This is a genomic window from Pseudomonas sp. CGJS7 (assembly GCF_036961695.1).
In genome coordinates, this window is record NZ_JBAMDI010000002.1 from 219438 (window position 1) to 245725 (window position 26288).

A 26288-nucleotide genomic window follows, 5' to 3' on the forward strand; every position below is an offset into this window, starting at 1 on the left:
GTGGGCTGTGCTCAGAGGCTGGACTTGGAAATGACCTGCAAGGTCATTTGTTCCAGCAAGCGGTTCATGTGAATGAACTGGGCGAAACGCTTGTCCTGGGTCTGGCCATGGTAGTAGCGGTAGTAGATCTGCTGAACGATGCCTGCCAGGCGGAACAGGCCATAGCAATAGTAGTAATCGAAGTTGTCCAGGCGGATGCCGGCGCGCTCGGCGTAGTAATCGACGAACTGGCGACGGCTGAGCATGCCCGGCGCGTTGCTCGGCTGGCGGCGCATCAACTGCACTGGCGCCGGGTCGCCGGCTTCGATCCAGTAGGCCAGGGAGTTGCCCAGGTCCATGAGTGGGTCGCCCAGGGTGGCCATTTCCCAGTCCAGCACACCGATGATGCGCATGGGGTTGTCCGCGTCCAGGATGACGTTGTCGAACCGGTAGTCGTTGTGCACGATGCCTGGGCGCGGGTGGTCGGCGGGCATTTTTTCGTGCAGCCAGGCGGTTACCGTTTCCCAGCGTGGCGCATCCGGTGTCAGGGCTTTTTCATAACGGCTGGTCCAGCCCTCGATCTGACGCTGCACGTAGCCCTCCGGCTTGCCCAGGTCGGCCAGGCCGCAGGCGGTGTAGTCCACCTGGTGCAGCTCGACCAGGCGGTCGATGAAGCTTTTGCACAGGGCTTCGGTCCGGCTGGCGTCCAGGTTCAGTTCGGCCGGGATGTCCGAGCGCAGGATGATGCCCTCGACCCGTTCCATCACATAGAACTCGCCGCCGATCAGGCCGGTGTCGGTGCAGTGTGCATAGGCCTTGGGGCAGTAGGGGAAGCCGCTGTTCAGCTGGTTGAGGATGCGGTACTCGCGACCCATGTCGTGGGCCGACTTGGCCTTTTGACCGAAGGGTGGTCGACGCAGCACGAAGTCGCGGCCCGGGTAGCTGACCAGGTAGGTGAGGTTGGAGGCGCCGCCAGGAAACTGGCTGATGCTCGGCAGGCCGTGCAGGCCGGGGATATTGGCTTTGAAGTAAGGGTCGATGACGGCCGCGTCGAGTTCTTCGCCGGGGCGTACCTGGGTGGACTGGTCGGTGAGCGTCATGCGTCTTCCTTATTCTCGATAGCAAGTACTATTGGGTAATCTAATGGTCCGCCGGGGTTGGAACAATCGTCCCATGTGCCAAATAGGTGAGGGTGTTGCTGGTGGATCACTGCACCGAATGCAGGGCAAAAAAAACCGAAGCCGTCAGGCTTCGGTTTTTCGATCATCCGGTATTCCCAGCCCTCAGGACGGGAACAGCTCGCTGAGTTTCATCGACAGCATCATGTCGCCTTCAACCCGCAGCTTGCCACCCATGAAGGCCTGCATGCCGTCGGTTTCGCCGCTTACGATACCCTTCAGGGTTTCGGCGTCCATCACCAGGGTGCAGTTGGCATCCGGGTTTTCGCCTTCCTGCAGGTCGCAGGTGCCGTCCTTGACGATCAGCGCGTAGTGCTTGTCTTCGTCGGTGATGTTGAAGCCGAACACCAGGTCCAGGCCGGCGGCAGCGGATGGGTTGAATTTCTCTTGCATCTTTTTGACGGCATCAGCTACGGAGGTCATGGCGCATTCCTTATAGAGTGATTTACACGTCCCCGCAGGGACACAACAAGCCGGGCTTATCGGTAGGTGACAAGCTCCGGCGCCCTCAACAGCTGCACATGGGCCTGGCTGTTGAAGGAGGCTAGTGCCACGTTGCGGCCGCGAAACTTCAGCTGGCTGAGCGACGTGTTGATGATCTGCCAGTTCAGCGCGAACGCCTGGCTGGGGGTAATACCGGTAACCAGGTGGAGCAGGGCGGCAATGGTGCCACCCGAGGTGAAGATAGCAACATGATCGCCGCTGCCGGCGCTGTCCAGCACGCGTTGCAGGCCCCCTTGTACGCGTGATGTAAACGAATGCCAGGTTTCCAGGCCATTATCGGCATGCTCGCCATCGTGCCAGCGCTGCACCATCAACGCGAACAGGCGCTGAAACTCGCTGCGATGCTGCGCAGCATTGCGCAGCACATGCAGGGCATCGGGCTCTTCCGGCAGCAGGTCGGGCAACAGGGCGCGGATCACCCCGTCGGCATCGAACTCATTGAATGCGGCGTCGGTCTCAATCGCCGGCACCGGGCAGCCGTTGGCGTGCAGCGCCTGCAGCGCCAGCCGTGCGGTATCCTGCTGGCGGCGCAGGTCGCCAGCCACGCAGCGGTCCAGCCGCACGCCCAACTGGGCCAGGTGTTCACCCAGGGCCTGGCTCTGGCGCACGCCCACGGGCGAGAGGACGTCGTAGTCATCGGCACCGAAGGAGGCTTGGCCATGTCGAATCAGGTAGAGATTGCCCACGAAAGGTTCCGGCCTGTTGGAGGTTGCTGCGAGGTTAGGATGCGGCTCACGGGCTGTCAACGAAAAAACATACAAGCGTTTGAAAAGGTTGTTTGAAAGATGTTGCCAGCGTTTACACCGGCTGGCAGCACCATAGACGCAACGGTATGCTTGCAACAGTGACGCGCCGTAGTGGCGCAGGCATTTAAGGAGTCAACGTGGAGTTTCTTGCCGAATACGCAAGCTTTCTCGCCAAAACCGCCACCCTGGTCATCGCCATCCTGGTGGTGCTGTCGGCCATCGCCGGTCTGCGTGGCAAAGGTCGGCGCAAATCGGGCGGGCAATTACAGGTCACCCGACTGAACGATTTTTACAAGGACCTGCGTGAGCGCCTGGAGTCCGGCCTGCTCGACAAGGCCCAGCTCAAGGCCCTGCGCAAGCAGCAGGCCAAGGCGGAAAAACAGCAGAAGAAGGGCAAGGCCGAAGACAAGAGCCGGGTATTCGTACTGGACTTCGATGGCGACATCAAAGCCTCGGCCACCGAAAGCCTGCGCAACGAAATCACCGCGCTGCTGACGCTCGCAACCGCGCGTGACGAAGTGGTACTGCGCCTGGAAAGCGGCGGTGGCCTGGTGCACAGTTACGGCTTGGCTGCGTCGCAACTGGCGCGTATTCGTCAGGCAGGCATCCCGTTGACCGTGTGCATCGACAAGGTGGCTGCCAGCGGTGGGTACATGATGGCCTGCATCGGCGAGAAGATCGTCAGCGCCCCATTCGCCGTACTGGGGTCTATTGGCGTGGTGGCGCAGTTACCCAACGTCAACCGCCTGTTGAAAAAGCACGACATCGACTTCGAAGTGCTGACTGCTGGCGAGTACAAGCGCACCCTGACCATCTTTGGCGAAAACACCGAGAAGGGCCGGGAGAAGTTCCAGGAAGACCTGGACATCACTCACCAGTTGTTCAAGGATTTCGTCTCCCGCTATCGTCCGCAGTTGCACATCGATGAAGTGGCCACTGGCGAAGTCTGGCTGGGCGTGGCCGCCTTGAATCGCAAGCTGGTTGACGAGTTGCAGACCAGTGACGAGTACCTGAGCGAGCGCGCACGCAACGCCAACCTGTTCCACCTGCACTATGCCGAACGCAAGAGCCTGCAGGAGCGTATTGGCATGGCCGCCAGTGGTACCGTGGAGAACACGGTGGTGGGCTTGTGGAGTAAACTCAGCCGCCTGCGCTAACACCTTGAACCCGTTGAAATTTTTTTTCGTTCAGGGGGTTGCAAGGTTAAAAGAATGAAGACATAATGGCGCCCATCGAAACGCAGCAAACTTTGAAAAAGGTTCAGCGTTTCAAGGAGATAGCAAAGCGCAAGCAGCTAGATCCGACCTTTGAGGCCGAGTAGCAAAGTGGTTATGCTCCGGATTGCAAATCCGTCTACGCCGGTTCGATTCCGACCTCGGCCTCCACCATTCGAAAGCCCCGCAGATTAACGTCTGCGGGGTTTTTCTTTGTGCGCCAGAAAATACCGAAGTCCCAAAACTAATTGAGACCAGTCCCAAAACTTCGTCATTTGGAAGGCTTGGCGATGGCCCCGACGCGCCGATAAACGCGCTCGGTAATTCCCTCTTTCGAGTGGCCCAACAGCACGCTTGCATCGCTCAGATCGTTGATCTCCGAGGCCGCCTTCGGTCGGATGTCGCGAAACTGGAACTGGGCGATTCGGTTGGCCAGGTCTGGCTTTTTCTCGACTTCAGCTTTCACCCTGGCCGCTTCTCGGGCGTCTGCCCACCGGTTGCGCAGCATCGGCCAGCTCATTCGCTTGCCGTGCTCGTTGAGGATGAAGAACGGCGACAGGTGCTCGCTGGTCCTGCGCATGATTCGCTCGAGCAGCTGGCCCAGACTGTTCTTCACCCCGTCCACTTCCAAGACGATCCTCAATCTCTTGCCAGTCTTGCCTTGGCTGACCATCAGGTAGATCCCCTCCACATCGTCCTTTCGCATGGACAGCACGTCTGACGGTCGCTGGCCAGTCAGGTACGCCAGGTCCATCGCATCCTTGAGCTCCGGTGGAGCTTCCTCATATACCGCCTGCCACACCGTCTCGTTGGCATAGAAGTCGCGCGGCTTTTCCTTGTTCTTCCTCACGCCCAGGCACGGGTTGTCCCTGGTAGTGAGGCCCCATTCCCTTGCTGTGTTAAACACATGGGAGAGCAGGGCGATCTCCCTGTTTGCCCTGGTCTTTGCCGACCGCGAGTCGCGGTACTGCGCGATCATCGCCGGCGTGATGGCATCGATTGGCGCCGAGTCGAACACGGTTCGCAGCTGCTTGAGCTCGTAGATGTTGTCCTTTTGGGTTCTGGCGGCCTTGCCCGGGATGATCTTTAGCAAGTACTCGTCGAAGATTCCCTTCATTGTGGTCAGCTCTTTCGGTACCGACTTGGCCTCCAGTTCCGCCCACTTCAGCTTGGCCTTTACCAAGTCATTGCCGAGGAAAATGTCCTTGCCTGACTTGTCTCTGTAGTACAGCGCCTCCCACACCTTGCCGTTGGCTTTTGGTCTCTTGCGGCGATACATACCTGGCGGCAGGTCGCGATTCTCGGTCTTCCTTGGGCGCATTTCACTTCACTCGGGAAAAATCAGGGGTCCAGGCTGGCGCCGGTGGCGGGGCTGCAGTAACTGGAACGGTGTCGATCACTACGCCGCTGAGCTTCTGGCGGGCGTATTGGCGGCCTACTAGTGGCCGGCCGCCGCGGCTCTCGACAAAGTGCCAACCTTTTTCAGTGAGCCAGCGGCGCTGCCACGCCCGGGGTTTGTAGCCGGTGATCGCCACCAGCTCTTCGTCCGAAAGGATCTCGGTTTCCATGGGATGGTCTCCACGCCGCCGGTGGCGGCAGGTTGGTTATTCGTCTTCGTCGTCGGAGCGGCCTGTTACTTCGATGGCGAAAGCTCGCCACTTCTGTTGATCGGCCTGGCTCATTTCGCTCCATGGCCCTGCGCAGTTCTGCTCTACCAGCTCGCCCGCCTTCAGCTTCAGCGTCCCGCAGTTGCTGCCGATGTCCTCGTCAGCGAACACGACAGTGATTTCTTCGGTTGGATGAAGGGCAGAAAGCGCCTTGAAGACCGGGAGCGGGGCATTCCAGGCTGTTTCAAAGTGAAGGGAGCAACCTTCAACGTCGATCTTCTGGCTGTAGGCGTTCCACTTGGTGCCCCACGCTTGGCGAGCGAAGTCCATGCAGTGCATGAATCCGGTTTTGCGGTGATTGCGCAGCATCTGGACGAACTGCTCGAAGCTGTCGTCGCTCAACTTCGTCACAGTGGATGTTTCGCGACTGTGCCGCTGCATGCCGGCGATCATCGGGTTGTTGCTCAGCGGCAGATTGATTGCGGCCTCAGCAGCGGTTTCAGCTTTACCGCAGATGAAGTCCCAGGTGAACTCACCTTCAAACTTGATGATCTTTCCGAAATCGATCCGGCCATCTCCGTTGATTAGCGACGCGAGGACGTGGGCTGGCGCGCTGACTTTGTTGGTAACGTGGTTTGGCATGGCAATAGCTCTCCATGCCCGCGCATGTCGGCGGGCTTGAGTTGTAGGGGGAGGAGTTAGCAGTTGAAGGCGAACTGGAAATAGCGGCCGTCAGGCAGGGGGAGGGCTACGGTGCCGGAGAAGTCATCGCCGGACATACCGCACTCCTGATCGACGTACACGTCACCGAGGGCAAATCCGTTGTCCTGAGGTGCGCCGGCCGGCTCGTCGACGATCTCGTAATCGTAGGTGTTCTCGGCCGCTTCAATCTCTTCCTCTACCTGGGCGAACACCTCATCACCAACCAGCGCCTTTACCATTTCCAGCACAGGTGCGTTGCGCGCCTGCTGATCCAGATGGTACTGGGTCTGCGCCTCGTCGGCCGCCCGCATGATCTCGAAGCACTCCTCATCGGTGATTCCGAAGATGTTGCTCATCGCGGCGCCCTCCATATCAGGTAGGCCATGTACATCAGGGGCAGGATCATCGATTGCTTCCTCCGAAGTATGCCCAGGCAATCAGTCCGATTAGGGCCAGAAAGGCCGTAGCTCCTCCAGCGATCTGGCCAAGGATGTAGAGTTTCACCAGGTCTTCAGTCTTCACGGGCAAAGCTCCTTCGGCACCTGGACGGTATCGCCGAGCTTCAACGCAACCACCACTCCGCAGGCCGCTATGGTTTCAGTGGTCCCGCCCATGAGCACGTCCTTATCATCGATCGTTCTCCATGCTGCCCAACAGTCCGAGCCGTGCTGAGGGGCGTGGAGGCTGATGTTGTGCTTGCGTATCAAGGCGCCGGCCAAGGACCAGTTCTCGTGCGGGTCATACCGCACATCGCGGATGGTGACCTCGCCGGTGTAGCGGACGAACACCCGCCACGGGTTTCCGTAGATGGGTGGTGCAAGTCGAACGTCCAGGCCTTCTGCCTTGCCGACGGCCCAGGCCAGCTGCTCTCCGACCAGGTCGGCCGTCTTCACTTCGATCAGGTCGGTCATGGCTTCACCTGCATCGGATAGGGCGGCTGGGTTGAGATGGACAGCGAGCCGATCAGCGGAAGTCGTGCCCAAGCACCAAAGTGGCCATGGCCAACGAAGTACCGGGTGCCTGCAGCCATGGATGGTCCGAATGCCGGAAGGCACAGCGCCTTCTTTGGCTTGCGCCACCAGACCGCCCAGCGCCAGTAGCCACACTTGAGTGCCCAGCTGGCGACTACAGCCTCATCCTTGCCGCCGTAGCACCATTTCAGCCCGAGGAATAGTTTTCCAATCTTCACAGCTGATACCTCTCATCAATCCAGCGCCCAGGCGCCAGTGCGGGTGTAGGTTCGGGTTGTGTTTCGTGCGGGGAGAGCTGGCGCTCGTTGCCGGCCATTTGCGGCAGCCAGACCTTCACGCAGCTGATGGCGTTGTTGCCCAGCGAGTTCATGACGTAGCAGATGACGCCGCGGGGCTTGTCCTCGAAGGACCAGATACCCGACGGCAGTTCGGTTGCGCTGGCGCCGGTGGCCAGCAGCAGGAGGCAGAGGGCGAGGCGGGTCATGATCTGCTCCCGATTGACCCAGCAGCTTCGACGATCGCCCGGCGGGTCGCACGGAAAGGATCGTCACCGTGGTAGATGTCGAACTCGCCGAAGCGCTCGGCATCCACGACTGTGTACGGGTCGGTATCGCCATCAAATGGCTCGACGATGTGGATCTGGATGCCCAGGCGGTCGCCTCGGCCCATGAGTACGGCCAGGCGCAGTGCGTCGCCATCGTTGATCAGCGGGTTCCAGTGAGCTCGCACACCCGACTGACCTTTCAAGCGGAAGGGCCACTTCGGGTCGCGGCAGGTGCATGGCTCGATTTCGAGGTGTGCGGCCTTAGCGGCCAGCTTGAGCAGTTCAAGGTCGCGTTCGTCTACTTCGGACACAGGCATTCCTTGGCCGCCATATCGCGGCAGTGAATAGAGGGGAGAGGGGTTACAGTTGGGTGGAGTACAAATGTGCTCTTACCTGCTGGGGAGAGCGAAGGCGCCTTTAAACTCTTGCTCCAGGTCTCGGACCTCGCGCTCTAGGTCAAGGAGGTCGACGCTATCTTCTCGTTGGCCGCGGCCAAGCAATGAGTCGCCGTACTGGCCGATGGCGGTGGCTGCTCGATCCAGCAAGTCTTGAATGTCAGGCGCCCGCACTGCTCCAAGAGACGAACCTTGTTTGTCGGGCGCGCTCGGCTCTGAGCTGGCTGACAGAGCTACGTCGATAAGTTCTCGCGTCTCGTCCAGGCCGGCGTACTCATCCCAGTATTCGCGCTGAAGTGTTTCCTTCAGCTTGTGCAGCAGCGCATCCTGATCGGCAAGTTGGCCGGACAGCTCCATGGTGCGAGCGATCATCCGGTCACGCTCGCCCTTCACCTGCTCCAATAGCGCTTCGCGTAGGCCATATGACCTCTCAATGGACCTCAGCCGCTCAACCTCGCCAGGATCGGTCATCGGCCCCAGGCCAACAATCGGCAGCCCAGCAGCCGCCGTATCCCTCTCTGCCTCTTCTTTGGTCCACCAGATGGCAGTACCAACCATCCAGGCTATAGGCTCGGGGTGGGGCTGCGGGGCTGGCGCCTGCCCAGCGATCTGCGCGACTCCAATCCGCAGGTGCTGGCGAGCTTGGGCATGTGCCATTTCGTGGGGCGTTGCTTCGCGAACCGAGTAGGGCAGGCCTCCATCAACTTTCCTGAACACCCAGCCGTAATGGCTGAGGTTCTTGTCCATCTGGATCAGGTGCAGGCCGTCGTCGCAGGCTATCCAGCCGTCGGCGTCGTTGGATCGGTTTTCTGTGGGCATGGGATACCTCAAGCTAGACGTTCAAGTTGTTGTTGGATTCGCCGGCCGATCCAGCGGACCACGAAGACAGCTTTGCTATTGCCGATCGCCTTGTAGCGAGGGCCGTCTGGGCATTCGTCAGCGGGCTTACCGCGGTAGGGGATGCGGGTGTGGTCGCCGGGGAAGCCCTGTAACCATTCGCACTCGCGCGGGGTGAGGCGGCGAACACCGGCCCCCCCTGAACCATTGGCTGGCCACGGCCCGTGCCGTCTTCGCTGGCGTCAAAAAACTCAGCCTTCAATGTGTGCGTGATCTCTCCAGTGATGCACACTGCAACCTGGCCGCCGGCGTTTGGGTGGCTGGCGCCGTGCCCCATGGCGCGAAGGGTCGGAGCCAGGCTTCCAGCGTCGGCGCCGTGGTCCTTGCAGCTGAAGGCGAGCAGGGCGTTTTCTTGGCCGCTGTTCCGGCCTAGGGCGAAGGCCTGATCATCAAGGACGCAAGGATCCTGCGTGCCATGGACAACGAAGCTTTCGACCTCGAAATCACACTTCTGACCTTTGGCAACCAGAGTCGCTGCGACATCAATCGAGCCTCCGGTCCTCCCCCCGCCAAATGCAGATGTTTGAAGGTATCCGGCTAGGGCCTCGTCTGTGCCGGGAAAGCCTCCGCCTTCAGTGCGAGAAGCAAGGGTTCCGGCAATATCTTGCCCCTCGCCTCGGCGCGGCGGAGTATCCCGACGCAGGCCTTCGCGCTCAAAAAGTACTTCGAGGGGATCGAACCCAGCTCTAGCACTTGCGACAACGAACACACGGCGGCGTCGTTGGGCCAGGCCGAAATATTGGGCATCCAGAATCCGCCATGCGGCTGTTCGCGTGGGTCCATACACACAACCAGCGTCCTTCCATTTGCCCCCTGGCGGTTGGAGTTCTTCGGATTCGCCCACCAGGGCGCCGAGGAAGCAGCCAAACGCGTTGCCTTTGTCGGAGAGGACGCCGGGGACGTTTTCCCAAGTGCAGATGGCTTCGGGCTCGCCGCGCATGGCTCGAACATGGTCAATTGCATCGAGAAGCTCCACGTATTTGATGGTGAGGGCGCCGCGGGGATCTGTCAGGCCCTCGCGCATGCCGGCTACGCTGAAGGCCTGGCAGGGTGTGCCGCCGACCAGTACCTCGGGCGCCTTGATCTTGCTGGACAGCACCATGGCCGCCAGGCGGGTCATGTCGCCGTGGTTCGGGGTGGCCGGATAGTGGTAGGCCAGCACGGCAGACGGAAATGGCTCAATCTCGGCGTACCAGTCGGCAATCCAGCCCAGCGGATGCCAGGCTTCGGTCGCAGCTTCAATGCCGCTACAAACGCTGCCATATGAGATCATTGAAGCCTCTTCTTTATCAGGTGTTCTTGAGATGGATTGGGTTCAGGCTTCCAAGTGGTCCAGTTTTGTTACCTGCTTTTTTGCCATGGGTTCTGCTATCGCCTGGTCGCTCTCCGCGATGGTGGCTGTACCGTTCAACGCCAGGCATAAGGACGGAGAGTACAAGCAGGAGCAGAGGTATCTGATGGATAGGAAAGGAAGAAAAATAGATATTCCAGAAACGGTGCAGAGACAGGCTGAGTTCAACAAGTGGGCCGCAGTGTTATCAGCCATCGCCGCAGTTTCGTTGGCCGTCCAGACATTTTTCCAAGCCCAGACCCTTGGCTAGGTAGTGCAGTGGTTCGTCAAATGGGAGGGTTAGCTTTTCATTCGCAAAGCCCGTAGGCAGACGAGCACTTTTTTCCGTTGTCGGTGCGGGCAATTAAGTCGACCATGTCGAACTGGCGCCCACCCCGTGACGTGTTGGCCCAGTCGACCATTCGGTCAATGCCGTGAGTTTCGGCACTGACCTTGTCGTCGGATCTGACGGTGGGGTCTGTGACAGTGGCGAAGAACGTGGCCGCGCCGCGCTTGCTGGCGATGCTCACCAGGCGCTCCCACTCGCGCACCCTTGCCACTTCCTCCGGCCACCTAGTGGCGATCTCGCGCAACTCGTCCTTCGCGCACATGATGCAGGGCATGCAGCCGACCCGGTTGCAGCCCTGTAGGTAGAGTGGGTTGGGCTTGATGCCTGCGGCCCGGTGCGCTTCGAAGACTGCCTCGACCGGCCACTTGAGTATTGGGCGGTAATTGAACAGGCCGCCGCCGACCTCGTCGCACTCTGGCAGGTAGCGGCGATTCAGTGACTCATCGGCCCGGACGCCTTGCCAAGAGAGAACCAGGTTCTCCCCAGTCATAAGCGGTATGAAAACGTCCTCGATGATCGGGTTCCGCTTCAGCTCGTCCGTGCAGAATCGGGCCTTGGTGCTGGGAAATCGGCCTTTCCAGAGGCACATATCGAGGAACGGGTTGCCCGTGGGGTGCAGCACTTCCAGTGCGGCCAGCACCACCGCCTCGGGCACACCCTTCTCGCGCCACTTCGTATCAATGAACTTGCGCTTGCCGGCGATCTGCCTGGCAAAGTCGGCTTTCACCCAGCGGATCGGCACCCCCACGGCTTCGGCCAAGTAGTGCACGTAGTCGTAGGTGGCGGGGTGTTCGTGCCCGGTGTCTGCGAAGACGGCGCTGAGGTTCGGCACCTCCAGTTCGCGAGCGACCAGGAGCGTGGCCGTGCTGTCTTTACCGCCGCTCATGCTGACGATGTTGTATTCGGCCATCGTGTGGTCCTTGCGTGCAGGCGCCGCCCTCGCCGGGGAGGCGTTATCGTTGAATAGGGGAAGGCGCCGCGTGGCGCTCGTGATTCTGGTGGACTATCACTTCATGGGTTGCTCGACCTGGTGGAGGTCACCATGACACTGAAAAGCGACACCGAGGCCCTAGCCTCGATCGAGGAAGAAGCCCGGGCAATGCTGAAAAAGATCGGTCTGCCGGATGAGCCGGTGAAGAAGGAGGTGGTCATCTGCCTGCGCCAGATCATCGCGATTGCGCGCTACCGAAAAGGCCTGGGCGCCGACCCTGTCGTTGAATAGGGGAAGGCGCTGGCGGGCAGCGCCGAGTGATATGCTTCGCCGCTCACCAAACAAGGATGGTGGTAATGGGGTTGCGAGATCGAGGAAGATCGCCAAGATCAGGAGCTGCCGCGATGAAGACCCGAACGGCATCATTCATAGGGCTCGCGATTTGGATAGCGTTTCTTTGGCTGGGAAAGCCATCTGCGTCGTTGATCAGCTATTCTGTGCCGTTTGGAATTGCTCTGATCGCCACAGGCCCCCTCGAACTGATCCCAGATCGTTGGCACAGGCTTAATTTCCTCGTCAATGCCCTGGCGACTGGATTCTTCTTCGTCAGCATCATGTTTGCGATAGTGGCAATCTCTTTCGCCCTGTCATTGAGCACAAGCGAGCGTTCGATTTTCTGCCTTGCTGGATGGGCAACGCTGTTGATTGTTTACCATTTCGCAATCCCTCGGCTGAAGCGGTCGCCTTTTCACCGACTCAGCGAGGATAGAGGGATGTACAGCCCTCCAGCGGATGACGATAAACGGAACTGAGATCAGATAGGCCAATGCCGGAGCAGATTAGTCGCTGGCGGGCAGCGCCGGATGGTCAGGCTCGGCGCATCTTGAAGCCGAACATGCACTCGATGTCGTGGTACTCGCATCGCTCGTAGGCCTTGTACTTGGCCTGCGATGGCGTGCTGGCGAACACATCGACGATGGTGCGATTAGTGATGTCCCACCAGTCCCAGCCTCTGACAAGCACCTGGTAGCGCTTCAGCGGCAGCTTTTCGGCTATCTCGCCGTACTGCATCTCTCAGGTGGGGTGATAGTTCCGGATGCGTTTCTTCGGGTCGCTGTCGAGGATTACGCCGATGTACTGACCGCGGTCGGCCATGATCACGCCAGGCTCGCCGTTGGCGATGACGCGCCGGCCTATCTCAGCTGGTACGCCGTAATGGCGTCGGACGTAGTCGCAGTTGTAGTTGCTCATGGCTTTCTCCATGCATGCGCCGCCCTCGCCAGGGTGGCGTATTTCGTTTATGTGGGGTATTTAGTCGACAAGCGGCATGGGGCCGCATCGGAGCAGATGTGAATACAAAGGAACTGAAAAAGTTTTTGCGGATACCAGACCAGCATGAATTCAGGTCTGGGGACGGCGTCATGGAAATCACCGCCGGCGTAGATACCTGGAATTTCTACGAGATCGACGAGAATGGAAAGACAATCGCTCACTACCTGATCGTTGAAACCCATGATCATGAAGGCAGTGGAAGCCTGACCTGGAAGAAAACCAAAAAAGGATGAGCCCCAGTTATCTCACGCTGCTAGCTTGGTGTCGTGAAACACATCCATCTGCGCGGAGCCCTGCGCGTAGGCGCCGGTTCGCCGGGGGATGCTTGGTGGTGGCAATTTGATGTCATTTGGGTTATAGGATTGTAATCCCATCCAAGCGAGTCGAATCCCCAGATGGACCGCGAGCCAACAAACCAGGAAGTCGCAGCAGTTCTCGGAATTGATGAGGATCAGGTTGATAAGTACCGTCAGGAGGCTGTGCTATTGGGCGACGGTTCCTGGCTGATCCACTTTTCCTACGACATGCCGCGAGAGCTGCGGCACAGCTTCACCGGGAGCTTCACGGCGATCGTCGAAGGCGTGGCATCTTCTGTTGACGCTCGCTCAGTCGACTGAGGCTGGCTGCTGGCGCCGGCAGTGCCGGACGCGCGCGGTGATGTGTTTCAAGCGGAAAGCTCCATCTCCCGGTCATGCCAGCCGGCAAGCCACCAGTCGCAGTTGACGGTCTGGACATTGCGTGACTGGCTGTTGTCGCGGCATGAGCTACAGAGGTAATACGTGGTGGGGTGGACCGGCTGGTGCTGCCTCATGGTTAAGCGTCTGTCAGGTGCTGGAGGCATTGTGGGTTCGTCGGACACTACCCTCAAGTTCACGCCTGCTGTGCCGATGCAATAGACACATTCCAACATGTGGTGCCCCCCCTCAAATCCAGACAGGATGGACTATGTACACAACACAGCAGGAGCAGCTTTCCCACGAACGCGATGCGATCGAAGAGGCCATTCGCAACGCCATCAAAGGTGCTGGCAAGGTCAACATTCTGGTCGCGGGAAAAACAGGTGTGGGTAAAAGTACGTTGATCAATACCGTGTTTCGTGGCGATTTAGCAGAAACGGGCTCTGGCCGCCCGGTGACGCAGAATACCCAAGAGATCACGAAGCCAGGGCATCCCCTGACCATCCTTGACACCAAAGGGCTAGAACTGAAGGACTTTGCCGAAATCAACGAAACGCTCGAAAAGGAACTGCGTGATCGGGCTGCCGACTTCGATGGTGAACGCCATATCCATGCTGCATGGGTATGCATTCATGAAGACGGCCGCCGTGTTGAGGAGGCGGAAATAAACCTGTGTAACCTCTTGGGCAGTTACAAGGTTCCAGTGATCGTTGTAATCACCAAGGCCCGCAATGACCAAAACTTCAGTAAGGAAGTCCGGGATGTCATAAAACAAGCCTGCGAAGTTGTGCGCGTCCGAGCAGTTACTGAAGAAATCGAGGTCGACGAAGAGCGTATCTTGTTGCCAGTCAAAGGTATTGATGATCTGATCGCCGCGACTGCGAAGTATATTCCCGAAGCACAACAACGAGCCTACGCTAATGCCCTCTCCTCTAAGAACCTGGAGGGCCTGAAACAGAAAAAAAAGCAGGCTGAGCGTGAAGTGAACATGGCAGCAGGCTTGGCCGGCACTGCCGCCGCCGTACCTATCCCGTTTTCCGATGCCTTCGCGCTGGTACCCATCCAAGTCGGCATGCTGACTAAAATTGGAATTACCTATGGGATGGAAGTCAGCACAGCTGCTATAACAACGATGGTGGGCTCGATTATTGGTAGTTCGGCTGCTACGTTGATTGGTCGCGCGTTTGTCACCAATGCCTTGAAATTGATACCGGGTGTGGGGTCGGCCGCAGGTGGTGCGTTAGCAGCGACGACTGCGGTTGCCCTTACCAAAGCTCTTGGAGCCGCGTACATTGCCGTACTGCATGACTTCTGCGAGCAGAAGCCTGGTGCCGAGCTAGACATTGAACTGATCACCAGCGAACTTAAGCGGCGAATGAAGTTTTCTTGAGCCTTTCTGCCCACATTGAAGAAACCGCGGTAATGCGCGGTTTCAGATAGCGAGAATATGTTCTCGCTCGTATTGGTAGCCGCTCTTCTCGCACTCGCGTATCTGCGCTTGCCTTCGATGTAAATCTGCGTGCTTTGCGAGTGTACTTGCCGGCAGTCTCCTCAAGCTTTCTGGACAACGCCACATGATGCCACTCAGTGTGCTCAACCTTCTCGCCCGATTGCTTGTCCGTCCAATACTCGCTGGCGGCCAAGCTGAGGTTAGTCACTGCGTTGCCGTTGGGCATTTAGCGCACCTCCGGGGGCTGGCCGAGCGTGCCGACCAGGTTGACCTTATTTACCCCGCGACTCATGAAGACGCCGCCCCGGCCAACAAGATCATGGCGAAGACAAAGAGTGCAGCCCAGCGAGTTGCACTTTCACCGATCTGCCGAACCTTGACCACGGCAACCACCGGCAGGGTCTTCGCGTCGATTGCGCGCTCCAGGCTCTGTGCATAGCGAACAGCCTGTGCGTAGCTGGTGTTGCGACCGTACACACGGTTGTTGCTGGAAGAGACAACAATCCAGCCGTTACCGCTTTGCGTGACAAAGAAGCGTGACTTGCTGCGGAAGGTCTCTGTGGCCGTGATCACTTCCTGGCGCAGGGCTTCGAGCTTGTCCTGGCTTTGTTGGATGGCTGCTTGCATGGGTTGGTCCTCAGTGGGTCAGGCGTGGAGCTCGAAGGCCTCTGCCTTGCGAACGATTCGAACTTGGGCGGTGCGGCGCTCCGGCGTGCGCCGATCGCGGCGTATTGGGTCGCTGTCATCGATCACCGCGTGCATGGTGATGAGGGTGGCCAAGGCGATGCAGAGCGGGCTGATGATCTGCTGACGCATGGCCTTGGTAACCGCCTCGATGCGGCGGCCCGCTTCCAGCTTGAAAAGGGCATTCTCGATGCGGTTGGCCACGGTGCCCGGGCTGACCGCCATCTGGCGGGCGATTTCTTTGGTGGTGAGGCCTTGAGCCACCCACAACAGTGCTTCGAGCTCACGGGGAGCCAGCGCCTTGCCGAGCTGGCCAATCCATGAGCCGCAAGTGATCGTTTCCATGATTGTCCTCAGCAACCGAATTGGTCAGGCGCCAAGCGCGGGTGACCAGACCCGCCGTGAAGGTGGCCTGGCGCCTGCCAATGCGGTCGATGTGAAGGGAATGATGCAGGCGCCCGGCGCTGCCCGGGATGCGTCGAGTCTGGCCAGCTGATGCCCTCGGACTCGCCTGCGGTACACGTCGTCGTTTCAGTTGAGCCTGCCCGGAGGCTGATGCGCGGTCACATCGGCGGCCCTGCTTTCCGCTACCTGTTAGGTTTTGGGCGCAGCCTTCAGGCTTACTGCGCCGCGCGTGGTGTAGCGATCACTTACTTCATGGCTTGATCCTCTCTTGTTCGCTCACTGGGAAGGCAGTGGCCACCTTCGATTTCCCGTCTGGCCCTGTCGCCAAGGCCAGCCAGTGAAACCTGGTTTCCGCTCCATGCTTGTTGCCGCGGCTATCCCCACCTGACCGGGTCACACATTTCGTGTTCGGTGTTCTTCCCGGCTGGCTGCATGGTTTGGCGTCCTCCCATGGAGGGAGTCCGGCAGCTATCCAGAGGCTGCGTGGTCGACGACTTAGCTTGTCCCGACCCAGGTGATGGCCTGGGTGCGTCGAGTTGGTCACGTCTGGTTGTGTAAAGAGCGGTCGACCCTAGGGTCTCCAGAGGACTTAGCAGTGCCTCGATGGGCAAAATATGTACCAGTGCAATTGTCGTGTCAATGCACTGGTGCATAATTTATTTCGACCGATGGGGCTCCGCCGATGTCTGGCGCTAGGGATTAACTTTTCCTACATGCTTGGCTATGATCTGAAAAAACTGGATATACATACAGTAAAAGGAGCAGCGGCATGACCAAGCAGAAGAAGTCGACACCACAAGCAGGCCACGGGATGACCGCCCTGGAACGCCTGGGCCTGAGAGTCTCATCAATGATCAATCACCCGATCGCGCAGGCTCAGCGCTGGGTGACGATCCATCGCCTCGACACGGATGGAGACATGGAGTGGGAGGAGGTGATGGGCCTGCTGGCCGAAGCCCCGGAGCTGGACCTGACGTTCAACGACGACGAGAGCGTGACGGTGAGGTGGGAGGCGCAGAGCGCCGAGGATCGTGACGACCTGGTAGTGGAGAGGGAGTGGGAGGAGAGGCTGGAGGAGGCGCCTTTCTGACAGTCAAAAAAGCCCGCTCAAGGCGGGCCCATCGTGCGATGACGGCATTAGCGGGTGAGCATGATCTTGGTAGTCTTACCGTTTGTTACGGTAATCCGATCCGTGATTTGCCCGCCCTGGTTGGTCAGGCCCCATTGGCTAGGGGCTTGCCAGCGGACATCCGAGGTCAAGAAATACCGCCCAGGTGGAACGTCGTTGAACTGGAAGGCGCCACTGCCGTCGGCCTGAGTAATTTTTACATAGTTCGACTGCTGCGGATCAGCTGGCTGGATTGGAGCACGAACCTCATAGATCGTGCGATACCAGTGCTCCGAGTAAGAGGTGACAGGGTTAAGGTATACCTGCGAACCAGCCCCATATTTGACATCGCCGCCAACTGTTTTCATGAAGACTTGTCCCTCAACCGTGCCGGTCCCGGTAGCGGGTAAAGCCTTGTACTCCTCGACCGGAAACGATGGCCGAGGCTGCGGAGTAGGCTGCGAAACGCACCCGCCTATCATCAGTGACGCGAAGAGCACAGCGGAAATTTTTTGAGTGGACGACAGCATAGATAACTCCCTGTGAATTTGGGCGCCATCCTACCAATATGGCCATCAGCCATCACACAAGCAAAGAAAAGCCCGCTGGGGAGGGCGGGCTAAGTGGGTGTCACAAAGAGCGCTTTGACGGTGCAGGGTAGGGCGTGAAAAATGCGTGAAGGCATGAAAAGCCCGCCGAGGCGGACTGTTTTCACTTGCGCTTTGGTGCCGGCAGCGTTTTTGCTGCAAAAGCTTCAAGAGCCTTGTTCGCGATTGCCAACTGAACAGTTCCCTTTTTGGTTTGACCAAGGAGGTAGGTTGGAAATTTGTTGATGATGTATGTCTTTACGAGCCAAGCCCTGAAGTCACCCAGCGCTGAGTCTGGGTACGCGAAGGATGGCTGAGGGTTGCTCTTGGCCTGAGGGTAATACAGTGGATACTCATGGTCGTACTTCCTGCGCTCCCCATGAGTGCTAGAAAGATTATTTGTCGTCCAGTGCTCGCTCCATGCTTTGCCGACTGAAATATCTGGGACGACCTTATCGCTGATCATCACGCCAGCACGAATCATTGGAACGATCATCGATGCTATTTCGCGGAAAACACTGAAGTAGCCGAACGGGACAGACGTCGCAGTCATGTCTACTCGATCATGGAAATGGCGCCAGCTCTCAAGAACTTTTTGCTCAGGAGAATAGCCTACGGCGGTATACACCAGGGCTCTGAATGTCTCCCGCGCCAGGCGCCGGAATGCCTTAATGGCCTCAGCTCTCGGCTCTTTAGCTACGAAGGCGTAATACTCAAGCAAGGCCATGCAAACTGGCTCAGTATAAGCATTCACCTCTGAGCCATTGAGCTCAGACTTCAGGTAGAGCCCCGACTCGAAATACTGAGCGGACTCCAGCATTTCGTTGATGGCTTTGCCGCGCTCCTTTAGCTTCTCATCCGGCCAATTAATAGCTAGGCGGTTGAGAACTTTTCGGTCAATACCGCACATCCGCGCCAAGCCGCTTTCTGTGAGGTAGGGAACCCCATTCTCGAGGACGCCCATCTCAACGCCGTCGATCTCAATTTGTCGCTCGACATGGAAGAGCTCGCCTTGAGAAGGGCCTGGGCCTAAAACCCCTGGGAATTGTACCAAGTCCTTGATATCACTCATTTTTTAGATGGGCCTCAATCCTAAGTTTCCCGCTGAATGTAGCGGTGCGTGACGGTCTTGTCGGGCACCACCCTGTATCCTTTACTCGCGTATCCTGGCAATCCTCCCGGCCCTCACCTCATCCCCATACCCCGCCAACCGATCGGCCAGCTCATGCAGCCCGCCCACGTGCTTCATCGCCTCAAGGAACTGGGCTTCCTCACCGCCTTGGGCTTTGTGGAAAATCTCCAGTGCCGCGCTTTCCAAGGCGAAGGCCGCATCCTTCAGGTCTCGGCGCAGCTGCTGGTTGGGCTTGGATAGAGACATGGCTATACCAGGTGGGCGTTCCAGACCAGCAGAACCCGGGCCTGGATGAAGGTCTCATCAACGCGGATGTCTTCAGGTGGATGATTGGTGTTGTCCGAAATCATCTTGAAGTGGTCGCGACCTTTCTTCTGTAGGCGCTTGATGTACTGGTGACCCTGATGGGAAAAGTAATAGATCCCGTCGCCCACGAACTCACGGATGCTGATGTCAACGACCAACGGGTCGCGGCTTTTGATGGTCGGCGCCATGGACTGACCGACACCCGTTATGAGCTTCAGATGGAAATGCTCTTTGAACTCGACTCCCATCTCTCGCAGATGAGTAGGGCTGACGCGGATGTCCTGCAGCATTTCAGGGAAGTCGTGAGCCACCTCACCATCGCCCATTGCTCCGCGCACGTCATAGTGGGCAATCCACACCTCATCTCCGACCAGGCCCGGGCGAGAGAAATCAGCGCTCAGCAGATTATTGGCTGATTGCTCCGCAGATTTTTCCTCAATGGCGTCAGCGATTTTCTTTCGAGCATCGGCAGACAGCCCCTTCCCATGCTTGGCCAGCATTTGGCGGACAATATCTGAAGTTGATAGCGATTCAGGGGGCTGAGGTTCAGCTTCGTTGTTGCTGAGCGGCTCATAGCCCCGCAATTGGTCAGTGCTAACACCAAAGTAATCGGCCAAGGGCCTGACCTGCTTGTCTGCCGGCTCTTTGATCCCTTTAGTCCCGTGGGGCTTGAGAATCCTGGAAATGGTCGATTGACCAACCCCAGTTCGCTCAGACAGCTCGACCTGATTGATGCCCTTTTCGGCCATCAGCTGAGCAAGAATTTTATCTATCGATTTATGCATAGGTGCAATGCTGCCTCCCAGCAGTGCATAGGGCAATAAGGCACATCGTTGACAGATATGCACCAGTGCATGATCATGTGCATATCTACAAAGGGGGCAGCCATGAGTGCTACCGATCTTCCAAGCAAATTGGATGCATTGCTTGGCTCAGGCCTGACCTACAAGGCCATTGCCGGGCGTGCCAAATGCGACATCTCGACGATTTTCCGCATTCGCAACGGACAGATCAGCAATCCGAGCTATGTAGCCGGAACTGCGATCGATCAGATGCATGCAGAACTGGTGAAGCCGAGCAAGAAAAACTCAAAAAGAACAGACGCGTAGGCCATGCCAACCTAAAAGTCTTCGATGGCCGTTCACGTACCGAATTATCCACGGGGTGGCGAACCGCCAGTAGATGACCGAAACACCTGCGAATCCATCCAGTACCGGAATCGCAGGCGAAAAAAAACCGCCTGGCAGGGCGGTCTTCTTGAAACTACATCGAGGTCGATTATGCACCGCACGGACGATGCAGGCAATACCACGCATTCCACGTCAGGTTTCGGCATCTCGCCAAATCTGACGCGTAAGGCAGTTAGTCATGGAGGGCGCTCGTAATGGCTCGTATCCGCAGCATCAAGCCTGAGTTCTGGACCAGTGAACAGGTCATGGAGTGCTCGGCAATGGCTCGACTCCTCTTCATCGGGATCTGGAACTTCTGCGATGACGCAGGCAATCACCCGATGTCCCCCAAGACCATAAAAGCTCTCGTTTTCCCTGGCGACGACATCACTGCGCTTGCAGTGGAAGGGCTGCTCACTGAGCTGGTAACGAACCGACTGATTACCCTCTACGAGGCGTCATCGAAGCAGTACCTGCACGTCAACGGATGGCACCACCAGAAAATCGACAGACCAACAGTAAAACACCCTGAGTTCGTTGAGCCTTCGCCGACTGCTCGCCGAGAAGTCGACGAAGGCTCGTCTAGCGGTGATCGAGGCCTCACCCCCGGAATGGAAGGGAAGGGAAGTAATACACACTCTCCGCGCGAGCCGTTCGCGATGTTCCTCGATTGGATTCCTGACCAGGCTCAGCTTGAGGCCTATGCCAAGCGTTCTGGGGTGGCCATCGAGGAATTCTCGGAAAAGGCCATTTCGGGCTTTGTCGTCCATCACGATGCAAAGGGACTGGCCAAGACCGAGAGCCAGTGGATCGCCGACCTAGTCGGCTGGAGAAAGCGCGACCTTGCGAATGCAGCGAAGGTCGTTCCTCTGCGGGCAGGGCCTGGTGGCCAGCAGTTCGATGACAGTGATACGTCGTGGATCGAGCAAGGAAGTGCCCAATGAACCCAGTCGCAGTTGTCACGCACGGCCTGTGGGCCAAGATACAGTCCGGTCAGCACGTCCCTGCTGGATACGAGCTGCCCGATGACGTGAAGGCCGAACTCAATCGGAAGACGGCAGAGGTTATCAACGATCTGTTCCGTGACCTGCGCTCGATCTGCACCGCCTGGAAGCAGGCTTGGCCAGACCGGGCCACCTACAACGCGTCCAAGCAGCAATGGCTGACCGCGTTTCTGGAGGCTGGAATCTGCAAGTCCGAGCAGTTGCAGTTTGGGCTGATGCGCTGCCGCCAATCGGGGGCGCCTTTCATCCCGCCGCCCGGTGAGTTTATCCAGTGGTGCCAGCCGTCACCAGAGATGCTCGGTCTTCCAGCCTTGGTGGCCGCTTTCCGCGAAGCAACCCGCAATGCCCATCCTGCGATGGCTGGCCGGGGCAAGTGGAGTCACGACGCGGTGTGGCACGCGGCCAGGGAGTGCGGCTTCGAGAACCTCAACAAGCTGCCATCCGACGCCAGCTCGAAGCTGTTCGAGCGCAACTACACCATCGCAGTTCGTCGGCTTATGGCCGGTGAACCGCTGCAGAAGATGCCACTGGCACTTCCTGCAGAGGTTGCCGCGCGCCGCACTCCGAAAGTGGGAAATTCTGCCCTGGAAGTCATGCGCGCCCGCTTGGCGGGGCGCTGATCAATCAACCTGCAAGGAGGCGTCATATGCGCCAAACCAAACTGACCAAAGCCGCGCGCGGCCGCGAGTGCCAGGTGCGTATCCCTGGCGTATGCAACGGCAACCCCGAGACCACTGTCCTTGCGCACTATCGCCTGGCGGGTACCTGCGGCGTCGGCAAGAAGCCGCACGACCTGCAAGGCGCCTGGTGCTGCAGCGCTTGTCACGACGCGTGCGACGGGCGCAGCCGGGCAGTGGACCGCGACACCGCACGCCAGTACCACGCCGAGGGCGTGATGCGCACCCAGGCGCTGCTGCTCAATGAGGGGGTTCTGATCGCATGAACTCGTCCGCCATTCGCCCGTTCAAGGCCAGGCCGACTCGCGCCAAGCCCGTTGACCGGGAGGGGCAGGAGCAGGCCGCGCTGATGCAGGAGCTCCAACTGCGCTACCCGCAGGCCTACAAGCTGATCTACCACGTCCCGAACGGCGGGCACCGGGTCAAGGCTGTGGCCGCCAAGCTGAAGGGGCAGGGCGTGAAGGCCGGTGTGCCTGACCTGGTGCTGCCTATGGCGCGCGGCGGCTACTTTGGGCTGTACATCGAGTTCAAGGCCATGCCGCCTTTCGATGCGCCGGTTTCACCCAGCCAGGACGCCTACCTGCAGGCGCTCGCCGACCAGGGTTACCTGGCCATCGTGTGCCGGGGCAACATCGACGCCGTAGAGGCCATTCGCGCCTACCTGTTGCTGCCTGCCACGGTGGCCGCATGAGCGCGACCCGCGAAGTGAAGTTGAGCGAGGCCGAAGTGCGCCGGCAGGCTGCCGACAAGTCAGTACGCGACCTGCGCGACCCGCGTCACCCCGGCCTGTATCTGCGGTTCTGGAGCAACCGCGAGCGTGGCACCTGGCACCTGGTGCGCGGCAAGAAGTGGGTGCCGGTCGCCCGCTGGCCTGACCTGACCGTGGCTGCGGTGATTGCCGAGCTGCCTGCGCTGCGTCAGCGTCTGCTGCGCGACCCCGCCACGGCGCCGGTGGTTTCTGGCATGGCCACCGTGGGCCAGCTGCTGGACTGGTACGGCGATCGGATGGCGCGTGACCGCTCGCTGTCGGCCAAGCGCAAGGCCGGCGCCCGGTCCGCCATTGCCCAGCATCTGAAGCCGCGCCTGGATGACCTGGCCCTGGCTGACGTGTCTGCCGATGCGTTGGACAAGCACCTGATGTGGCCGTGCCAGGCCGAGGTGTCGCTGTCCTACCTCCGGCAGATGTTCGCGCTGCTGCTGACCGCCTTCCGCCAGGCCCTGCAGCTGGGGTTGATCGACCGAAACCCCATGGCCGGGATGCGCTTCAACGACTTCACCAAGGCCAAGATCCTGCCCAAGGCAGCCCGCCTGCGTGACGTGCAGTTGCCGGAGCTGATGCAGCAGCTGGCCCAGGCATTCGAGCAGGATCCAGGCGCTGCCATGCTGGCCCTGATGATGCTGGCTCACGGCACACGGATCGGTGAGACCCGTATGGCCCGCTGGAACGAGATCTCGCTGGCGGCTGCCGAGTGGTTCATCCCCGCTGCCAACGCCAAGACACGCACCGAACACCGCTTGCCACTGACCGCCCAGGTGCAGGCGCTGCTGACTCGGTACCGGGCCATCCAGCAGGCCGAGGACTATGAGGGGGTCTACCTGTTCCCGAATCGCCGGGGCCTGTGCCTGAGCGAGACGCAGGCCAGCAACGTGTTCAAGCGTCTGGGGCAGGGTGAGTGGACCAGTCACGACCTGCGCAAGGTGTCCCGCAGCACCTGGACCGACCTCGGCATCGACGGCCACATCGGCGAGATGCTGCTGAACCACAAGCTGGGCAAGATCGCCAGCACCTACATCCACACCCAGGCCATGCAGCAGCGCCGCGTCGCGCTGGAGAAGTGGCACGCCTGTCTTGATCGGATCGGCTTTGCAGCCATTCACGGCCTTACCAAGGCCTTATTTGAAATTTCGCAGAATTCGCCAGAGGCCGCAGCAGCCGTGGGGCCGAACGACCTTACCGCATTTGTAATTAGCGAGGATTCGAAATGAATATTTCCGAGCCCGAGGCCCTACGGGATCAGTTCATCAAGGCTTACCGCAGCCTGCTTCTAGCCGAAGGAATGAACATCCGAGAGTGTCGATTCGAGTGGTGTGAAGGCGGGTTTGTGCATCGCGAAACGGCAGTCGCTTGGTGGGCTTGGCAGGCCTCCCGTGAAAGCCTTCGCGTCACCAATCCGTTCCCCGTCCAGATGGGTGACCCGGATGCAGCATGGGCGCGCGAGGTTGCTGATAAGTCGCTGCGCGGCCAAGGGCTTAAGGTGGTCGGCTGATGAAGAAGCACGGGCCATCTTTCAAGAAGGCCGTGATCGAGCTGGACAAATGCCCTTTGTGTCGTGGGAGAGCGGTTACTCAGGGCCTGTTTCACGAACTGCCATGCGACCACTGCAACGCCTCGGGCTTTGTGGCGGCTGCAACAGGCGAGGCCCTTGCCCTGGATGAACTGGTGACCCAGCTCAGCCTGATGCTGCAGGCCGCGACACGGCAGATCGAGCAATTGAAGAACCCTCAGGCATCCGGGCCTGAGGCGACATATCAGGGAAGCAACCGGCGCGGCGCCGGCGGCACCAACTACACCGGGGATTAAGGGGGAAGGACATGAAAAAACGAACCTACGTAGACAAGGCCCTTGGTGACACCGCGTACATGCTCGAGCAATGGGGCTGGTGGCGCATGGATGGCATGGGCGTGCCTCAGTATGTATGCCCGCTGTATGCGCTCATGAAGGAGCACGTCCCAGCGGAAGGCGGCCTCAAGCAATACGTGATCACGGACGACCTAGCACTTGCGGTGGACGGTGCCGTAGCCAGGCTGAACAAGCGCAATCCGCAGATGGGCGGCTTTGTCTGGCTGTACTTCGGTGCTAAGTGGCCGGCGCTGCGGATCGCCCGGGAGCACAAGATGGGTGAAGCGAAGGCGCGCGAGCTGATCAACACTGGAGTGGCTTGGATCGATTGCGCTATGGAGCAGCTGCGCGAGGCTGCATAAAAAGCTTTCCGCGCGGATAAACACCTGTTTTCATTGCAGCGTGTCCAGCTTGCAAGAAACGCGAGACAGATGAACCCCGGCCATTGCGTCGGGGTTTTATGATTTTGATCGGGCTCAATCTTCCTCTAAGTCCGAGACTTCTGTTTCTCCAAGGCGTGGCGTAGCGCTCACTACTTGTTGGTGATACCTTTATGCCATCAACCTGATCGGAGGCGGCATGAGCGGATTACTAGAGGGTTTGCTTAGCGTCACGAACGGCCTAATAGAAGCTGGCCCAGTAAAAATTGATAACAAGTTTGTTGAGATCGCAGTTGGCTTGGGTGCAGTTGGTATCGCGGGATACGCTGCTTACAAGATCCTTAGCGACAAGCAAGCCGCTGAGAATATTTCGTTACTCTCAAAAGGCTTTGCTTCTCAGGCCCCGCTTGATGGCTTTGGAGCAGAAAACAGGTCGGGTTTGACAGGGCTTGCGCAGTTTATGACTGGGGACGCCGGCGACATTAAGTCCGGTAAGCCCGGCAAGCCGGCAAAGCGCCGCAAGTCCCGCAAGCATGATCGCGGATAGCCCACGGCATCCGACCTCTATGTTGGCTTGCTCTCAGGGATTAGTGCAGATGTAAGCAGCCCGCAAATTCAGAGGCCACGTCCTCCGTAATCAACCTCAAAGGCTCGCCATAACGGTGAGCCTTTTTTTCTGCTCCCCGCGACGGGAGGAATCGAGATGCCAAACATGCCCGAGAAGGATCCTGGCCTGTGGGCCGCTGTGCTGGCTTGGCTAGTGGCGCACCAGCCCCAGCTTTATACCGGTGGCATTGCAGCAGCGGTTGCCATGTGTCGCGTGATCTACGGCGGTGGCCGAGGCCGAAAGGTCGTACTCGAGGGCGCTATCTGCGGGCTAATCGCAATTAGCTTGCTGCCCGTCCTGGAATACTTCGCGTTGCCACCCAACCTCTCGGTCTTCGCCGGCTGCATGGTCGGTTTCATGGGGGTCGAGAAGCTGCGCGAATACTCCGACCGTTTCATGAGCAAAAAAGCTGAAGGTTGAAATATGTCTACCTCCGAGACCTGCAAGAATCCCCGGCCCTATGGCTACCGCTGGCAGCGGGCCCGGGAAGGTTGGCTACGCAAGAACCCACTGTGCGTTCGCTGCAGGCAGGCAGGCGTCAACAAGCCGGCCAACGTTGTCGACCACATCCAGCCACACCGCGGCGACATGACTTTGTTCTGGGATCAATCCAACTGGCAGTCGCTGTGTACCAACTGCCACAGCTCCTACAAGCAGCGCCTGGAGAAGTCTGGGCGCGAGGCAGGGTGCGACGTCAGTGGAAGGCCGCTGGACCCACGTCATCACTGGAATCGGCGCTCCTGAGGGGGCTCTGGGCGCTACGGGGCCCCATCCAGCGGGGTAGGGGGGGTGAAAATGTTTCT

At 59.1% G+C, this 26288-nt stretch carries 40 protein-coding genes, 1 tRNA gene and 3 pseudogenes; 22 read left to right on the forward strand and 22 right to left on the reverse strand.

Annotation, left to right across the window (positions count from 1 at the left end):
- Nucleotides 1-11: 11 nt before the first annotated feature.
- From V7787_RS02515 to V7787_RS02525, 3 genes are all read right to left on the reverse strand, one after another.
- On the reverse strand, nt 12-1079 hold the full coding sequence (locus V7787_RS02515; protein ID WP_064492613.1) for a phosphotransferase family protein: 1068 nt from the start codon (nt 1077-1079) through the stop codon (nt 12-14).
- A gap of 183 nt (nt 1080-1262) precedes the next feature.
- A complete protein-coding gene (locus tag V7787_RS02520; protein ID WP_003251077.1) occupies nt 1263-1580 on the reverse strand; it encodes an SCP2 sterol-binding domain-containing protein in 318 nt (105 codons plus the stop codon).
- Between the two features lie 56 nt (nt 1581-1636).
- On the reverse strand, nt 1637-2347 hold the full coding sequence (locus V7787_RS02525; protein ID WP_064492612.1) for a histidine phosphatase family protein: 711 nt from the start codon (nt 2345-2347) through the stop codon (nt 1637-1639).
- A 197-nt stretch (nt 2348-2544) separates the two neighbouring features.
- Here V7787_RS02525 and sohB point away from each other — a divergent pair, with 197 nt between their 5' ends.
- Both sohB and V7787_RS02535 read left to right on the forward strand, forming a co-directional pair.
- The gene (gene sohB, locus V7787_RS02530) at nt 2545-3564 is read left to right on the forward strand and encodes a protease SohB (protein ID WP_064492611.1); all 1020 of its coding nucleotides are present in this window, start codon (nt 2545-2547) and stop codon (nt 3562-3564) included.
- Nucleotides 3565-3718: 154 nt separating this feature from the next.
- Nucleotides 3719-3792 (forward strand) — tRNA-Cys (locus V7787_RS02535).
- 100 nt (nt 3793-3892) lie between these two features.
- On the opposite strand, the gene V7787_RS02540 is transcribed toward V7787_RS02535, so the two are convergent.
- The 10 genes and pseudogenes from V7787_RS02540 to V7787_RS02585 all read right to left on the reverse strand — a co-directional run bounded on the left by V7787_RS02540 (nt 3893) and on the right by V7787_RS02585 (nt 10010).
- Complete coding sequence (locus tag V7787_RS02540) at nt 3893-4942, reverse strand: site-specific integrase (RefSeq protein ID WP_070096467.1); 1050 nt, start codon at nt 4940-4942, stop codon at nt 3893-3895.
- Nucleotide 4943: 1 nt separating this feature from the next.
- Nucleotides 4944-5189 carry a DUF4224 domain-containing protein gene (locus V7787_RS02545; protein WP_070096468.1) on the reverse strand — a complete coding sequence of 82 codons (246 nt, stop codon included), beginning with the start codon at nt 5187-5189 and terminating at the stop codon, nt 4944-4946.
- 36 nt (nt 5190-5225) lie between these two features.
- Nucleotides 5226-5870, reverse strand: a complete 645-nt coding sequence (locus V7787_RS02550; RefSeq protein WP_336085348.1) for a hypothetical protein — start codon at nt 5868-5870, stop codon at nt 5226-5228.
- Nucleotides 5871-5926: 56 nt separating this feature from the next.
- The gene (locus V7787_RS02555) at nt 5927-6286 is read right to left on the reverse strand and encodes a hypothetical protein (protein ID WP_336085350.1); all 360 of its coding nucleotides are present in this window, start codon (nt 6284-6286) and stop codon (nt 5927-5929) included.
- Nucleotides 6287-6448: 162 nt separating this feature from the next.
- Nucleotides 6449-6841, reverse strand: a complete 393-nt coding sequence (locus tag V7787_RS02560) for a phage protein NinX family protein (protein ID WP_336085351.1) — start codon at nt 6839-6841, stop codon at nt 6449-6451.
- Nucleotides 6838-7119: a hypothetical protein gene (locus V7787_RS02565; protein ID WP_336085353.1), complete on the reverse strand. Its 282-nt coding sequence runs from the start codon at nt 7117-7119 to the stop codon at nt 6838-6840. Before V7787_RS02565 ends, V7787_RS02560 begins: the two co-directional genes overlap by 4 nt.
- Nucleotides 7116-7385: a hypothetical protein gene (locus V7787_RS02570; protein WP_336085355.1), complete on the reverse strand. Its 270-nt coding sequence runs from the start codon at nt 7383-7385 to the stop codon at nt 7116-7118. Before V7787_RS02570 ends, V7787_RS02565 begins: the two co-directional genes overlap by 4 nt.
- The gene (locus tag V7787_RS02575; RefSeq protein ID WP_336085356.1) at nt 7382-7756 is read right to left on the reverse strand and encodes a hypothetical protein; all 375 of its coding nucleotides are present in this window, start codon (nt 7754-7756) and stop codon (nt 7382-7384) included. Before V7787_RS02575 ends, V7787_RS02570 begins: the two co-directional genes overlap by 4 nt.
- Nucleotides 7757-7834: 78 nt before the next feature.
- Nucleotides 7835-8659 carry a hypothetical protein gene (locus tag V7787_RS02580; protein WP_336085358.1) on the reverse strand — a complete coding sequence of 275 codons (825 nt, stop codon included), beginning with the start codon at nt 8657-8659 and terminating at the stop codon, nt 7835-7837.
- An 8-nt stretch (nt 8660-8667) separates the two neighbouring features.
- Nucleotides 8668-10010 (reverse strand): annotated as a pseudogene (locus tag V7787_RS02585) (DNA cytosine methyltransferase).
- A 31-nt stretch (nt 10011-10041) separates the two neighbouring features.
- Between V7787_RS02585 and V7787_RS02590 the strand changes: the two are divergent.
- On the forward strand, nt 10042-10338 hold the full coding sequence (locus V7787_RS02590; RefSeq protein WP_336085360.1) for a hypothetical protein: 297 nt from the start codon (nt 10042-10044) through the stop codon (nt 10336-10338).
- A 37-nt stretch (nt 10339-10375) separates the two neighbouring features.
- Here the strand turns inward: V7787_RS02590 and V7787_RS02595 are convergent, their stop codons facing one another.
- The gene (locus tag V7787_RS02595; protein ID WP_336085362.1) at nt 10376-11326 is read right to left on the reverse strand and encodes a phosphoadenosine phosphosulfate reductase family protein; all 951 of its coding nucleotides are present in this window, start codon (nt 11324-11326) and stop codon (nt 10376-10378) included.
- A gap of 132 nt (nt 11327-11458) precedes the next feature.
- Between V7787_RS02595 and V7787_RS02600 the strand changes: the two genes are divergently transcribed.
- Both V7787_RS02600 and V7787_RS02605 read left to right on the forward strand, forming a co-directional pair.
- Nucleotides 11459-11638 (forward strand): hypothetical protein, encoded by a 180-nt coding sequence (locus V7787_RS02600; RefSeq protein WP_336085364.1) that lies wholly within the window; start codon nt 11459-11461, stop codon nt 11636-11638.
- Between the two features lie 113 nt (nt 11639-11751).
- A complete protein-coding gene (locus V7787_RS02605; RefSeq protein WP_336085366.1) occupies nt 11752-12159 on the forward strand; it encodes a hypothetical protein in 408 nt (135 codons plus the stop codon).
- 55 nt (nt 12160-12214) lie between these two features.
- Here V7787_RS02605 and V7787_RS02610 read toward each other — a convergent pair.
- Nucleotides 12215-12598: pseudogene (locus V7787_RS02610) on the reverse strand (hypothetical protein).
- Nucleotides 12599-12612: 14 nt separating this feature from the next.
- Between V7787_RS02610 and V7787_RS02615 the strand changes: the two are divergent.
- The 3 genes from V7787_RS02615 to V7787_RS02625 all read left to right on the forward strand — a co-directional run bounded on the left by V7787_RS02615 (nt 12613) and on the right by V7787_RS02625 (nt 14746).
- Nucleotides 12613-12912 carry a hypothetical protein gene (locus V7787_RS02615; protein ID WP_336085367.1) on the forward strand — a complete coding sequence of 100 codons (300 nt, stop codon included), beginning with the start codon at nt 12613-12615 and terminating at the stop codon, nt 12910-12912.
- A gap of 162 nt (nt 12913-13074) precedes the next feature.
- Nucleotides 13075-13296: a hypothetical protein gene (locus tag V7787_RS02620; RefSeq protein WP_336085369.1), complete on the forward strand. Its 222-nt coding sequence runs from the start codon at nt 13075-13077 to the stop codon at nt 13294-13296.
- Nucleotides 13297-13624: 328 nt separating this feature from the next.
- Complete coding sequence (locus V7787_RS02625) at nt 13625-14746, forward strand: GTPase family protein (RefSeq protein WP_336085371.1); 1122 nt, start codon at nt 13625-13627, stop codon at nt 14744-14746.
- Between the two features lie 78 nt (nt 14747-14824).
- Here the strand turns inward: V7787_RS02625 and ssb are convergent.
- The 3 genes and pseudogenes from ssb to V7787_RS02640 all read right to left on the reverse strand — a co-directional run.
- Nucleotides 14825-15098 (reverse strand): annotated as a pseudogene (ssb, locus tag V7787_RS02630) (single-stranded DNA-binding protein); the annotation flags it as partial.
- Nucleotides 15095-15433 carry a hypothetical protein gene (locus tag V7787_RS02635; protein ID WP_336085373.1) on the reverse strand — a complete coding sequence of 113 codons (339 nt, stop codon included), beginning with the start codon at nt 15431-15433 and terminating at the stop codon, nt 15095-15097. The pseudogene ssb and the gene V7787_RS02635, both read right to left, overlap by 4 nt.
- 18 nt (nt 15434-15451) lie before the next feature.
- On the reverse strand, nt 15452-15835 hold the full coding sequence (locus tag V7787_RS02640; protein WP_336085375.1) for a response regulator transcription factor: 384 nt from the start codon (nt 15833-15835) through the stop codon (nt 15452-15454).
- Between V7787_RS02640 and V7787_RS02645 the strand changes: the two genes are divergently transcribed.
- Together V7787_RS02645 and V7787_RS02650 are read left to right on the forward strand one after the other, a co-directional pair.
- Nucleotides 15834-15986, forward strand: coding sequence for a hypothetical protein (locus V7787_RS02645; RefSeq protein WP_336085377.1), 153 nt, complete (start codon nt 15834-15836; stop codon nt 15984-15986). The two genes, V7787_RS02640 and V7787_RS02645, sit on opposite strands and share 2 nt — an antisense overlap.
- A gap of 678 nt (nt 15987-16664) precedes the next feature.
- Nucleotides 16665-16985 (forward strand): DUF1654 domain-containing protein, encoded by a 321-nt coding sequence (locus V7787_RS02650; protein WP_336085379.1) that lies wholly within the window; start codon nt 16665-16667, stop codon nt 16983-16985.
- Nucleotides 16986-17032: 47 nt separating this feature from the next.
- On the opposite strand, the gene V7787_RS02655 is transcribed toward V7787_RS02650, so the two are convergent.
- The 4 genes from V7787_RS02655 to V7787_RS02670 form a co-directional block, all read right to left on the reverse strand.
- Nucleotides 17033-17533: a hypothetical protein gene (locus tag V7787_RS02655; RefSeq protein ID WP_336085382.1), complete on the reverse strand. Its 501-nt coding sequence runs from the start codon at nt 17531-17533 to the stop codon at nt 17033-17035.
- A 181-nt stretch (nt 17534-17714) separates the two neighbouring features.
- A complete protein-coding gene (locus tag V7787_RS02660; protein ID WP_336085384.1) occupies nt 17715-18662 on the reverse strand; it encodes a hypothetical protein in 948 nt (315 codons plus the stop codon).
- A gap of 81 nt (nt 18663-18743) precedes the next feature.
- Nucleotides 18744-18968: a hypothetical protein gene (locus V7787_RS02665; protein WP_336085386.1), complete on the reverse strand. Its 225-nt coding sequence runs from the start codon at nt 18966-18968 to the stop codon at nt 18744-18746.
- Between the two features lie 2 nt (nt 18969-18970).
- Nucleotides 18971-19813 (reverse strand): LexA family transcriptional regulator, encoded by an 843-nt coding sequence (locus tag V7787_RS02670; protein WP_336085498.1) that lies wholly within the window; start codon nt 19811-19813, stop codon nt 18971-18973.
- Between the two features lie 102 nt (nt 19814-19915).
- Between V7787_RS02670 and V7787_RS02675 the strand changes: the two genes are divergently transcribed.
- The 12 genes from V7787_RS02675 (at nt 19916) to V7787_RS02730 (ending at nt 26229) form a co-directional block, all read left to right on the forward strand.
- Nucleotides 19916-20137, forward strand: a complete 222-nt coding sequence (locus V7787_RS02675; protein WP_336085388.1) for a hypothetical protein — start codon at nt 19916-19918, stop codon at nt 20135-20137.
- Between the two features lie 275 nt (nt 20138-20412).
- The gene (locus V7787_RS02680; RefSeq protein ID WP_336085390.1) at nt 20413-21141 is read left to right on the forward strand and encodes a DnaT-like ssDNA-binding domain-containing protein; all 729 of its coding nucleotides are present in this window, start codon (nt 20413-20415) and stop codon (nt 21139-21141) included.
- Nucleotides 21138-21821 (forward strand): replication protein P, encoded by a 684-nt coding sequence (locus tag V7787_RS02685; protein WP_336085392.1) that lies wholly within the window; start codon nt 21138-21140, stop codon nt 21819-21821. The genes V7787_RS02680 and V7787_RS02685 overlap by 4 nt, the downstream gene beginning before the upstream one ends.
- Nucleotides 21822-21847: 26 nt before the next feature.
- Entirely contained in the window at nt 21848-22144 is a 297-nt protein-coding gene (locus tag V7787_RS02690; RefSeq protein WP_013971297.1) for a DUF1364 domain-containing protein, read from the forward strand.
- The gene (locus V7787_RS02695; RefSeq protein WP_336085397.1) at nt 22141-22569 is read left to right on the forward strand and encodes a VRR-NUC domain-containing protein; all 429 of its coding nucleotides are present in this window, start codon (nt 22141-22143) and stop codon (nt 22567-22569) included. The genes V7787_RS02690 and V7787_RS02695 overlap by 4 nt, the downstream gene beginning before the upstream one ends.
- Nucleotides 22566-23864 carry a tyrosine-type recombinase/integrase gene (locus tag V7787_RS02700; RefSeq protein WP_336085398.1) on the forward strand — a complete coding sequence of 433 codons (1299 nt, stop codon included), beginning with the start codon at nt 22566-22568 and terminating at the stop codon, nt 23862-23864. The genes V7787_RS02695 and V7787_RS02700 overlap by 4 nt, the downstream gene beginning before the upstream one ends.
- A complete protein-coding gene (locus V7787_RS02705; protein ID WP_336085399.1) occupies nt 23861-24145 on the forward strand; it encodes a hypothetical protein in 285 nt (94 codons plus the stop codon). Before V7787_RS02700 ends, V7787_RS02705 begins: the two co-directional genes overlap by 4 nt.
- Nucleotides 24142-24459 carry a hypothetical protein gene (locus V7787_RS02710; RefSeq protein WP_336085499.1) on the forward strand — a complete coding sequence of 106 codons (318 nt, stop codon included), beginning with the start codon at nt 24142-24144 and terminating at the stop codon, nt 24457-24459. The genes V7787_RS02705 and V7787_RS02710 overlap by 4 nt, the downstream gene beginning before the upstream one ends.
- 11 nt (nt 24460-24470) lie before the next feature.
- Complete coding sequence (locus V7787_RS02715; protein WP_336085401.1) at nt 24471-24860, forward strand: antiterminator Q family protein; 390 nt, start codon at nt 24471-24473, stop codon at nt 24858-24860.
- 217 nt (nt 24861-25077) lie between these two features.
- A complete protein-coding gene (locus V7787_RS02720) occupies nt 25078-25425 on the forward strand; it encodes a hypothetical protein (protein ID WP_336085403.1) in 348 nt (115 codons plus the stop codon).
- Nucleotides 25426-25590: 165 nt separating this feature from the next.
- Nucleotides 25591-25905 carry a phage holin, lambda family gene (locus V7787_RS02725; protein WP_442965306.1) on the forward strand — a complete coding sequence of 105 codons (315 nt, stop codon included), beginning with the start codon at nt 25591-25593 and terminating at the stop codon, nt 25903-25905.
- A 3-nt stretch (nt 25906-25908) separates the two neighbouring features.
- Nucleotides 25909-26229 (forward strand): HNH endonuclease, encoded by a 321-nt coding sequence (locus tag V7787_RS02730; RefSeq protein ID WP_336085405.1) that lies wholly within the window; start codon nt 25909-25911, stop codon nt 26227-26229.
- Nucleotides 26230-26288: the final 59 nt, after the last annotated feature.